Origin of the sequence: Paenibacillus sabuli (assembly GCF_014705605.1) — a bacterium.
Classification (GTDB): Bacteria; Bacillota; Bacilli; order Paenibacillales; family Paenibacillaceae; genus Paenibacillus_D; species Paenibacillus_D sabuli.
In genome coordinates this window covers 93,309-100,901 of record NZ_JACXIZ010000006.1, presented here as the reverse complement: position 1 = coordinate 100,901, position 7,593 = coordinate 93,309, and the positions used below count along the sequence as shown (strand labels likewise).

The following is a 7,593-nucleotide window of genomic DNA, read 5'->3' as shown; positions in this document are numbered from 1 at the left end:
TGGCGGCTAGAGGGAGCGGACAGGGTCGAGCGTGTGCTGTAACCGCCAAAATGGCGGCTAGAGGGAGTGACCAGGGTCGAGCGTGTGCTGTAGCCACCAAAATGGCGGCTAGAGGGAGCAGACAGGGTCGAGCGTGTGCTGTAGCCGCCAAAATGGCGGTTGGAGGGAGCGACCAGGGTCGAGCGTGTGCTGTAGCCGCCAAAATGGCGGCTAGAGGGAGCGACCAGGGTCGAGCGTGTGCTGTAACCGCCAAAATGGCGGCTGGAGAGAGCAGACAGGGTCGAGCGTGTGCTGTAACCGCCAAAATGGCGGCTAGAGGGAGCAGACAGGGTCGAGCGTGTGCTGTAGCCGCCAAAATGGCGGCTAGAGGGAGCGACCAGGGTCGAGCGTGTGCTGTAACCGCCAAAATGACGGCTAGAGGGAGCGACCAGGGGTGTAGCCGCCAAAATGGCGGCTAGAGGGAGCAGACAGGGGCGAGTGCGTGCTAATAGCCATTCCGTATACGCGCCTTGCAGACGGCGCGATCGCATTCCACGTCGAGCCCGGATGCCGCTACATGCTGGTGCTCGAGTGAGACGGCGCGCTCACACCCGATGCTGCAGCCGGTACGCCGACGGCGGGAGCCCCATCCGCCGCGCGAAGCAGCGGCTGAGGTAGAAGCCGCTACTGTATCCGCAGGCGAGCGCGATCTGCTCGATCGTCATCGTCGTGTGCGTCAGCAGGCGGCAGGCCTTGTCGAGCCGCTGCTGCTCGACATACGCGGACGGCCGCAGGCCGTAGGCGCGCCGGAAGCGGCGCGAGAGCTGGACGGCGCTCAGGCCGACCGCCTCTGCGACCGCCGCAATCGAGATCGGCAGCTCGGCAGCCCTGTCGAGCTGCCGCCGCGCCTCCTCGAGCAGCGGATCGTCGCCGCCCGCCAGACCGCCGGCGGGTGGCGGCAGCTCGGCCTCCATCGCATGTAGCCGCAGCAGGTCCAGCAGGACGTGGCTCTGCCAGCGCCGGGCGGACGGATGCCGGCGCTGGCCCGGCTCCTGCAGGCTGGCGAGTCCGCTGTAGAAGCGGGCGCTGTCGCGGAAGGCGAGCCGGCCGCTTGCTAGTTGGCGCGCCTTCCCGTCTCTTCCTCCTGCGCCTTGCGAGCTTGAGAACAGGAAGTAATGAAAGGAAATCGGCCCGGCCGTCTCGCGTCCGAAGGCGGTGCCGGGCGGACATACGACGAGCTGACCGGCCGCAGCCTCGCCGACGCGCGCGCCGATGCGATAGGCGAACCGTCCCTCCACGACGGCGAAAGCCGCCCATTCCCCATACGTATCCGACGCCTGCTCGAACACGGGCTTGCGCGAATAGTAATGATGCCGGATGACCGTAATTGTTTCCGGCCAGGTCGGCGCCCCGCTCGACTGCTCCATCCTCGTCCTCTCCTCTCGAGGTGAAATAAAATCCATGGCTGAATTCAGTATAGTGCATGGAACAAGGAAGTGTAACCCTCTTATACTGTAAGAAAAGGTATGGAGGGTGATAGAGATGCACATTGAAGAACCGGCGAAGCGCATCCCGGTCTACGACGAAGCGGACATCTGCGTGCTGGGCGGCAGCTGCACCGGGGTGTTCGCGGCGGTGCGGGCGGCGCGGCTCGGCGCGCGGGTCGTGCTGGTGGAGAAGCAAAACGCCTTCGGCGGCGTCGCCACGTCCGGCCTGGTCAACATCTGGCATTCGCTGTACGATACGACATTCACCAAGCAGATCATCGCCGGTCTGACGTGGGAGACAATCGAGCGTCTCGCGCGCGTAGATGCGGTGAGAGCAGAGGAGAAGAGCCACTCGGCCGGTTACGCACTCAATACGGAGGAGCTCAAGATCGAGCTGGACCGGCTCGTGCTGGAGAGCGGGGTCAAGCCGTACCTGCATACGGCCTTCGCCGCGCCGTACGTGCAGGACGGGGAGCTGAAGGGGGTCATCGTGGAGAACAAGTCGGGCCGAGGGGCGATCCTCGCCCGTCAATTCGTCGACGCGACCGGAGACGGCGATCTGTGCGCGCGATTGGAGCTGGCGCATCGCGTCTCGCCGCAGTTCCAGCCCTCCACAGCGTGCGCCAAGATCAGCGGCTGGGGCGAGGGCGGCGGCATGCCGGAGGACGACCCGCGCGAAGGCGGACTGAAGGGACTTAATCTGAATGAAGCCCGGCTGAAGCATCGCGAGGCCTACGACCTGCCGGAGGGCTTCGGCTGGGGCAGATATGTGCCGGGGACGAAGGGCATCTACATGTACGCGGGCACGCGGGTGTACCATGCCGACAGCGCCGACGGCGAGCAGCTCACCCATGCGGAGATCGAGGGGCGCCGGCAGGTGCGGGCGGTCATGGACCTGATCCGCGATCACGGACCGGATAACCGGATCGCGCTCGTGGCGCTGCCGTCGTACATCGGGACGCGCGAGACGCGCCATGTGGAGGCCCGGCACCGGCTGAAGGGCAGCGAGGTGCTGCTGGGCACGGCATTCGACGATGCGATCGCGAGCGGCAGCTACCGCGTGGACATTCACCACCAGGACAAGCCGGGGCTGACCTTCAAGTACCTCGACGGCACCGAGGTGTATGTGCGGCCGGGCTATCCGCATGCGGTCGGGCGCTGGCGTCCGGATACCGGCGACTCGCCGACCTACTACCAGATCCCGTATCGCAGCCTGCTGCCGCAGGGGCCGTATCCGAATCTGATCATGGCGGGGCGGATGATCGACGTCGACGACGAGGCGTTCGGCGGCGTGCGCGTCATGGTGAACATGAACCAGACCGGCGAGGCGGCGGGGGTGGCGGCCTATCTGGCGCTGCATCAGGATCGTCCGCTGGACACGGTCGACCCGTCCGAGCTGCGCCGCACGCTGCGGGAGGGCGGATCGATCATGCTGTAGCTGGGCGGCGGGCAATGACGGCGTCACGCCGGGGGCGTCCGAGATGCGTCGCGCCGATCGAAGCTGCGTCGGTGAAGCGCGGAAGACGCCAGAAAAGAGTTGCAGGGAAGTTGGAGCATGAATCGCAAAGAGGCGGTGACGGCCATGGCCGTCACCGCCTTGTCATGTCCTGCGAATGTGCCGGACGAGCAGGAGATGGAGCAGTAGAGCGTCTCGCGATGCCCGGCGTCCCCCAGTTGCCGCTACAGCGGCGTCACGACGAAGTCGTCGAACAGGGCGAGCGTGCTCGCATAGACGCGGGCGCCGATCTTGCCCGCGGCATGCGCGCTGTCCGTGGCGCTGAGCTGTAGCACGTCGTCCTGATACACTTCAAGGCTGTCGCCGTCGGCGACTATGCGGTACGTGTAATAGGTCTCGGCGGCCACGCTCGGATTGGCGTAATCCAGCGTCGTTTTCACGCCGTCCACGTACTTGACGAGCTCCATTTTGCGGCCGGAGCGGTCGTCGTTTTTGAGGAACAGCACATAGAAGTTGTCCGCGTCCGCGTAGCGGAAGACGAGCCCGGCGTCTTTGTTGCCGTTGGTGTTGTTCGTCACGTTGACCTTGGCCTCCAGCTCGTAGTCCGTCCAGCCGGCATCGCCGGCGACGGCGAGGCTCTGGCCGGACCCGGCCTGGCCGGCGTAGACGCCGTCTGTCACCGTCCAGGTGCCGCTGCCTGCCGTCCAGCCGTCGGCTGTGCCGTCCTCGAAGTCCTCCGTCAGCAGCGGCAGTACGGGAGGCGGCGCGATCGGACCGACGGCCGGTCCGGACTGGACTGCGGTGCTGACCGCGTCGGAGGTCGTATCCGACGTATGGAAGTAGTACGAGTGGATACCGGCCGGCAGCTTCGTCGTATACGTGTAGTCCTTGCCGTCGCTATAGGTCGTGTCGCCGGGATCGACGGGCTGCATCGGATGGACGACGCCGTCCAGCAGCAGCTCGACCGCGAACGGCGCTTCATCGTCCGCATCGGTATACGTCACGTTGAAGGTGAAGTCCGTCTCCGTGTCGCCTGTGGACTCGTTCACGCCGCCGCCCGTCAATGTCGGCGCGCTGCCGCTTGCTTCGTTGGAAGCGAAGATCTCGTCAATGAACAGCTCGCCGTATTGCGCGGTGCTCTGGCTCAGCCAGATGTAGATGCGCATCGTCGATTTATCCGTCAGATTGGCGAAGCTGTCCAGATCGATCTGCAGATCCTGCCACGTATCCGGGACGCTCACATAGCCGCCCGTCGCGTTGTACGTGCGCGAGCCGTCGGACAGCTCGACGCGCATCCGCAGGTCGTCGTAGCCGGGATTCTTCATCGTCAGATTCAGATAGCGGTAGCCCGACAGGTCGACGAAGTCGTGCCACGGCTGGAAGCGCGCTCTGGAGCTCGCCGACGAAGGCGTCTGCGTGAACAGGCCGGCCTCGCGTCCGTCCTCGGTGACGCGGGCGAAGGTCGCCGTGCCGCCATTCTGCGAATACCAGTTCACCCACTGATTGTTGCCGCCGGTCGCGCCCCACAGGCCGCCGCCGTCGAAGTCGTCGTAGAGCAGCGGAGTGGACGGATCGGGCAGCGGCGCGGCAATGGTGTAGTGCGTGGAGCTGTAAGTCGCATTGCCCTGCGCGTCGAGCCCGCGCACGTCAATCCGCTTGTTGGCATACGGCGCGCTGCCGCTCTCGTCAATCGTGGCCGCGTAGACGCTGCCGGACACGGTCATCGGCACGTAGCTGCTGCCGGACTTGTACGTCACGCTGTCCAAGCCATTGGCCGGACCGGCGAACACGGTCACCTCGCCGCGCACGTAGTCGCCGATGATCGGCGACAGCACAGGCAGCTCCTGCGGCATGCTCCCGGCCGGAGAGCCGGATGTATCGGTTGCGCCGAGCGCGACGACCGTGTACAGCAGCCCGGCCTGAATGCTCACGCTATATTCATTGTAGCGCCACTGGTTCGTATCGTCGCTGTACACCGAGCGATCCTCGTACCACGGGCTGACGCTCTTGCGGTCCTTCGGATTCTTCATATTCGGTCCGCTCACCATCGCGCCGGGGATGATGATGCCGGTGGCGGAGGCCGAGTTGGCTTGCTCGTCAAGGCGCGTATGCAGGTAATCGACATGATCGGCGCCGATGCCCGATACCCAGCTGATGTTCCACGGGTTCTCGCCGAAGATCCAATAGGTGCCCTGCTGCACGGCGCGCAGCGCGGCCGGGTCGCCGAACAGCTCGTAATACCGCATCGCATCGCCGAGATAGGAGGCATGCGGCTCGTTGACGCCGAAGTTTTTGAACTGATTCAAGACCCCGTACGGCGTATCGTCGGCCAGCGACATGAAGTAATCGAGCTGCTGCTTGAGCAGATCCTGGATGTGGGCCTGGGTGGCGCTGTCCGCCGCCGGGTAGAATTCGGCCATCGACATCGGCCGCATATCCCAGTAGTTGGTGGAGGCCAGGTCCTCGAAGACCAGCGCATTGATCTTGTCCGTGGCGGCCGTCTTGTAGGCCGGATCGCCGGTCAGCAGGTACAGCTCCACGTCCGCGAGCAGCATGGAATTGTCGATGCCGCCGCGCGTGCTGTACGAGCCGATCGGATCGCTCAGATGCCCGAGCACATAATTGTAGAATACCTCGGCCGCGTCCTCGTAGTCGGCCGCAGCGGCTGTCAGGGCCGCGACCTCGGAGGCGTCGATATCGCCTTCGGCAATGGCCGTGTGGATTGCGCGCGCCGTGGCCGCCAGCGTGCCGGCCGCCTTGGCGGAGCCGCCGATGCCGTAGCCGTTGAGCTGACGGTCGTCGCTCGTGCCGGGAATGTTGTCGGTCGTCTTGTGCGGATGGACGAACGAGCCTCTTTTTGGCACATTGTACATGGCGCCGCCGAGCTGGTCGGCGAATTTGACGACGTAGTCGCTGCCGAAGATGGCCTCGTCGATCAGGTCGGGGATGCCGTTGTCGTCATTGTCGTACTTGACGCTGTCCGCATCGGCATGCCGCACATACGCCAGCGCGATCTGCGCGCCGACCCATTGGTTGCCGCCGTACTTGCCGTAGTCGCCGGCATCGTACCAGCCGCCGGTGAGATCCAGCTGCTGCGTGCCGTCCGCGGAGAGGGCATCGTCGAGATGGCCGGCCGGATGGTAGACCTTGTCCGACGGCGCGACCGTGCTGTAGCCATCGGGATAGGCATCGCTCGTGGCGACGCTGGCCCGCTGGATGCGGTAGAAGGCGGTCATCTCGTCCTTGTACCGGTCCCAGACGTTCGCGGCGATCGGGAACGGGAACGAGGAGATGCCGTTGGTGCGTACGGTGAACGTCTCGCCGGTCGCCTGGACGGCGGAGAAGTCGGCGGTGTAGACGTGCTTGTCCCAGACGACGCCCTCGCTGACGAGCGTGTCGGTCAGCACAGTGCCGCTGCCGTCATGGACCTCGAAGGCAAGGTCGCCCAGCGGCTCGGTGGCGGTCACCTTGGCGCTCTTGTAATCGCCGGCGCTGTAGCCGGCCTGGCTGACGACGACGTCGATCAGCTGCGAGGCCTCCGTCACGACGAGGCCGGTCTGCACCGTCGTGCTGACCATGCTCGAGGTCGTATCGGTCGTGCGGAAGTAGTAGTCGTGGCTGCCGGGCGCGAGCTTCGTCGTGTAGAGATAATCCTTGCCGTCTGTGTAGGTGTGATCGCCGTGATCGGTCGGCTGCATCGGATAGGCGGTATCGTCGATCACGACTTGCATCGCGAAGGGCGCTTCGTTGTCCGCATCGGTGTAGGTCGCGCGGAAGGTGAATTGCGTGTTCTGGTTGTAGCTGCCCGTCGCATTGGCGGTGACGCCGGTCTGCGTCAGCGTCGGCGCGCTGCCGCTATCGTCGGTGGTGGCGATGATGTCGTCGATGCGCACCTCGCCGGGCTCGCCGTCGGTCTGGCGCAGCCAGATTTCGAATTTGACCTTTTTCTTGCTGATCGCGGGCGTCAGCGCGTCGAGGTCGAATTGGCTGAGCGTCCACGTATCGGCGACCGGGACCCAGCCGCCGGTCAACGTGTAGTTGCGATTGGTATCGTTGATGACGATGCGGATGAGCGTGTCGGGGTTGAGCGTGTTTTTCATGGTGAAGTTCAGGTAGCGGTAGCCCGACAGATCGACGGTCTCGTTCCACGGCTGGAACTTGGACCAGGACTTATTGGAATCGGGCTCCTGCGCGAATACGCCGACCTCGCGGCTGCCGTCGGTCGTGCGGGAGAAGAGGCCGACGCCGCCGTCCTGGTTCCACCAGTTCATCCAGTCCTGCGTGAAGACGCCGCCTCCTGAGAAGTCGTCGTACACGAGCGGATGGTCCGGTCCCGGCAGCGGATCGACCGCGGCCCCCGCCTTGCCCGGAGCCAGCGCCCAGGCCTGCAGGACGAGCGCGAGGCTGAGGCCGAGCAGCAGCCATCTGGAGGCCTGTCCGCGCCTCCGGGAGTTGGGAAATTGCAGTGACATGAAGAATCCCTCCATTCTCATATTTGAATACGCTTACAATGATGAGTATAGGGATTGTCCGGCATTTCTTCCATGATCTATCGGTGGGCGGTGGTGATTTATTTCAGGGTAATGGGGGAATTACGTACATTTTAAAAAAACGCAGCCTGGTGATAGAATAGAACGAAGAGGGTTTTGGCGAAAGAAGGGGGCAAGGCAT

3 protein-coding genes are annotated in these 7,593 nt (G+C 64.5%); 1 reads left to right on the top strand and 2 read right to left on the bottom strand.

Annotation, left to right across the window (positions count from 1 at the left end):
• Window positions 1-584: 584 nt before the first annotated feature.
• On the bottom strand, window positions 585-1,406 hold the full coding sequence (locus tag IDH44_RS01890) for an AraC family transcriptional regulator (protein ID WP_190914126.1): 822 nt from the start codon (window positions 1,404-1,406) through the stop codon (window positions 585-587).
• A gap of 115 nt (window positions 1,407-1,521) precedes the next feature.
• Between IDH44_RS01890 and IDH44_RS01885 the strand changes: the two genes are divergently transcribed.
• The gene (locus tag IDH44_RS01885; protein ID WP_223869287.1) at window positions 1,522-2,904 is read left to right on the top strand and encodes an FAD-dependent oxidoreductase; all 1,383 of its coding nucleotides are present in this window, start codon (window positions 1,522-1,524) and stop codon (window positions 2,902-2,904) included.
• 242 nt (window positions 2,905-3,146) lie between these two features.
• On the opposite strand, the gene IDH44_RS01880 is transcribed toward IDH44_RS01885, so the two are convergent.
• Complete coding sequence (locus IDH44_RS01880) at window positions 3,147-7,394, bottom strand: glycoside hydrolase family 9 protein (RefSeq protein WP_190914123.1); 4,248 nt, start codon at window positions 7,392-7,394, stop codon at window positions 3,147-3,149.
• Window positions 7,395-7,593: the final 199 nt, after the last annotated feature.

Excerpts from the sequence above, each read along its gene's own strand:
- IDH44_RS01890 (WP_190914126.1), bottom strand. The coding sequence starts at position 1,406 with ATGGAGCAGTCGAGCGGGGCGCCGACCTGGCCGGAAACAATTACGGTC.
- IDH44_RS01885 (WP_223869287.1), top strand. The coding sequence starts at position 1,522 with ATGCACATTGAAGAACCGGCGAAGCGCATCCCGGTCTACGACGAAGCG.
- IDH44_RS01880 (WP_190914123.1), bottom strand. The coding sequence starts at position 7,394 with ATGTCACTGCAATTTCCCAACTCCCGGAGGCGCGGACAGGCCTCCAGA.